Below are 3164 nucleotides of genomic sequence, written 5' to 3'. Positions count from 1 at the left end.
GGCCGCATCCGGTGCGCACCCGGCGGTGACCGCTCATCCTCGACTCACCACCGCAGTGTCCACACCCCACCCGCCCGGCCGACCTCCCCACCCCACCCACGGGATACGGCCAAAGCAAAGCCAACCCCACCCCGCACACGGGCAGACCGAAGCCGACCCCGCCCCGCATGCCGGCAGAGCGAAGCCAACCCCGCCCTGTATGCGGGCAGAGCGAAGCCAACCCCGCCCTGTATGCGGGCAGAGCGAAGCCAAACCCAGCCTCGCCGGCGTTTGAGGCGACGCTAAGCCGTGGGCGGCAGCCCAAACCCGGGGCCAGGGGGCCACTGTCAGCCCCGCCGGCGATTGAGGCGGCGCGGCGCGGGCCCGCGGGACGGCCTCGAGGCAGCGGCTCTCCCGCTCGCACGCCGGTACCGCGCAGCCGAACCCTGTCCAGCCGGCGTTTGAGGCGTAGCCGAGCCGTGGGCGGCAGGCCGACCCCGGCCAGGGGGCCACTGTCAGCCCCGCCGGCGATTGAGGCGGCGCGGCATGGGCCCGCGGGACGGCCCTGAGGCAGCGGTTCCACCGCGCGCACGCCGGCACCGCGAAAACCCAGCCCCGCCGGCGTTTGAGGCGGCGCGGCACGGGCCCGCCGGACGGCCCGAGGTGGCGGCGCCGGAGCGGTGGGTGACGGGTGGTCAGGGCCGGCCCTGGGTCAGGGCGATGGCCAGCGGGGTGCGTTCGTACAGGACCCGGTGGCCGTGTCGGGCCGAGAGCAGCAGGCCCGCCCCGTGCAGCGCCTTCAGGTGCGCGGAGACGGTGGCGGGTGCCAGGCCCAGCCGGCCCGCCAGGTCGGTGGTGGAGGCCGGCTCGTGCAGCGCGCACAGCACCTCCGCCCGGCCCCGGCCCAGCAGCCGGGCCAGCGCCTGCGGGGCCGGTCCGGCGGGGGCGGTCCACAGGGCGCCGATACCGCGGGCGGGGTAGACCAGCGTCGGCTGCCAGGGCGGGTCGTAGCCGCCGACCACCTCCGGCCAGACGAACGCGCTCGGCATCAGCAGCAGCCCCTGCCCGTCCAGGCGGCGGTCGTGGTGGGTCGGACGGCGGATGGTCAGGGTGTCCCCGGACCACACGAGGTCGGGGTGGAGCCCGTCGAACAGCGCCTGGAGCCCGCCCGCCGCCAGCCGGCGGGAGTGGAAGAGGATGTCCGCTTCCAGCAGGGCCCGCAGCCGCGGCCAGTGCGGGGCGATCAGTGCCGCCCACGCCTGCTCGTACAGATCGGCCAGCTCCCGTACCGCGCGGGCCGGGTCGGCGAGCATCCGCCGGCCGAGCTCCCCCTCGGCCGCCCCCGGGGTGCACACCAGGGCCCGCCGCAGGTCCTCGTGCAGCGCCTGCGGATCGGCGTCGGCGGCGGCCCGCACCCGGGCCAGCTCCTCGTCGAAGGTGACCGAAGGGCCGAGCGGGGGCGGGCTGAGGAAGTCCGGGTTGTGTCCGCGGCGCGGCATCAGCAGCCACAGCGGCCGCAGGTCCAGCCCGTCGGCGGCCGCCCGGATCTGCCGCAGCCAGGGCAGGTGGTACGCCTGCCGGTGCGGCCGCATCAGCGTGCGCACGGCCTCCTGGGTCTCCCAGCGCGGCGAGAGCGAGAACCGGCACCGCAACAGGTCGGCGGCCCCGAACCGAAAATGAAACGCCACGCTCCCCCTCCCCGCCGCGGCCCGTCCCTCCCGGCCCCTTCGCACCGCGCCCCCCACGGTACGCGGCCGCCGGCTTACGGCCGCGCCGGCCCGCAGCGGGCGGTGATTCGGCCTGCGGCGAATCACTGTCGGCCCCCGCCGCAGCCCCGCAGGGTGTCCGCATGTCCACCGTCCAGCAGGCCACGGCCGGCTATCGGCCCGTCTTCCGGGTGCGGGAGTTCCGGTTCGTGTTCGCCGCCCACCTGATGTCCGTCCTCGGCCTCGTCGTCGCCGAGATCGCCCTCACCGTCCTCGTCTTCCGCACCACCGGCTCGCCCCTGTTGAGCGCGCTCACCTTCGCCCTCGGCTTCCTCCCGTACGCCGTCGGCGGCACGCTGCTCGCCCCGCTCGCCGACCGCCACCCGGCCCGCCGGGTCCTCGTCGCCTGCGACCTGCTGTGCGCCGGCTGCGCGGCCGCCATGGTCTGGCCGGGCACGCCCGTCGCCGGGCTGCTCGTGTTGCGCAGCGCCATGGCCTTCGCCGCGCCCCTGTTCCAGGGCACGCGCAACGCCTCCCTCGCCGATGTGCTCGGGGCCGGCGACGCCTTCGTCCTGGGCCGGTCCCTGATGCGGATGGTGGCCCAGAGCGCCCAGCTCATCGGCTTCGGCCTCGGCGGGCTCCTGCTCACCGTGCTCGCGCCGCGCGCCGCGATCGCCCTGACCGCGGCCGGGTTCCTGGGCTCCGCCCTGCTGCTGCGCTTCGGGACGCGGGCCCGGCCGGCCCGCGGCGGCGCCGACCGCACGTCCCCGCTCGCCGGGCTGCGCGCCGTCCTCGGCGACCGCAGGCTGCGGGCCCTGGTCCTGCTGTTCTGGCTGCCGCCGGTGTTCGCCATCGCTCCCGAGGCGCTGCTCGCGCCGTACGCCGACGGAATCGGCGCCGGCACCGCCGCCCTCGGGGCGATGATGTGCGCGCTGCCCGTCGGCACGATCGCGGGTGAGCTGTGGGCCGGCTCGCGCCTCGGCCCCGACGCCCGCGCGCGGCTGGTCGTCCCGCTGTGCGCCGGCGGGCTGCTGCCGCTGCTGGTGTTCGCGCTCCGGCCGGGAGTGCCGGCCGTCCTCGCCGCGCTGCTCGCCGCCGGGCTGGCGCACGCGTACACCCTGGGGCTCGACCAGTGGTACGTGGACGCGGTCCCCGAGGAGCTGCGCGGCCGGGCCATGACGCTGCTGAGCACCGGGCTGATGACCTCCCAGGGCGTCGGCATGGCCCTGGCCGGGCTCGCCGCCGAATTCCTCCCGGTCCACCAGGTCGTCACGGCCGCCGCCCTCCTGGGCACGGCGGTCACCCTGCTCCTCCTCGCGCAACTCCGGTCCACGGCGGCCCCGCGCCTCTAGGCCGTCTCTTCCGGATCTTGCTCCCCCAGCTACCGCTGGGAGGTGCCCCCAGACCCGCGCCGCCCGGCACCGCACCTCGCTGCGTTGTCGAGGCACCCGAGGACGTCCAGTAATCGGGAGCCTCTCC

General features: G+C 76.6%; 2 protein-coding genes. One reads left to right on the top strand and one right to left on the bottom strand.

The features are described from left to right. Positions 1–674: 674 nt before the first annotated feature. Positions 675–1667 carry a DUF5937 family protein gene (locus ABZ924_RS38345; RefSeq protein ID WP_361920344.1) on the bottom strand — a complete coding sequence of 331 codons (993 nt, stop codon included), beginning with the start codon at positions 1665–1667 and terminating at the stop codon, positions 675–677. A gap of 161 nt (positions 1668–1828) precedes the next feature. Between ABZ924_RS38345 and ABZ924_RS38340 the strand changes: the two genes are divergently transcribed. Continuing rightward, positions 1829–3037, top strand: a complete 1209-nt coding sequence (locus ABZ924_RS38340; RefSeq protein ID WP_361920342.1) for an MFS transporter — start codon at positions 1829–1831, stop codon at positions 3035–3037. Positions 3038–3164: the final 127 nt, after the last annotated feature.

It is taken from the genome of Streptomyces sp. NPDC046876 (assembly GCF_040645035.1).
In the GTDB taxonomy this organism is placed as follows: domain Bacteria; phylum Actinomycetota; class Actinomycetes; order Streptomycetales; family Streptomycetaceae; genus Streptomyces.
Note: the sequence above shows the minus strand (reverse complement) of the source record. Positions and strands in the feature narration are given on the sequence as shown.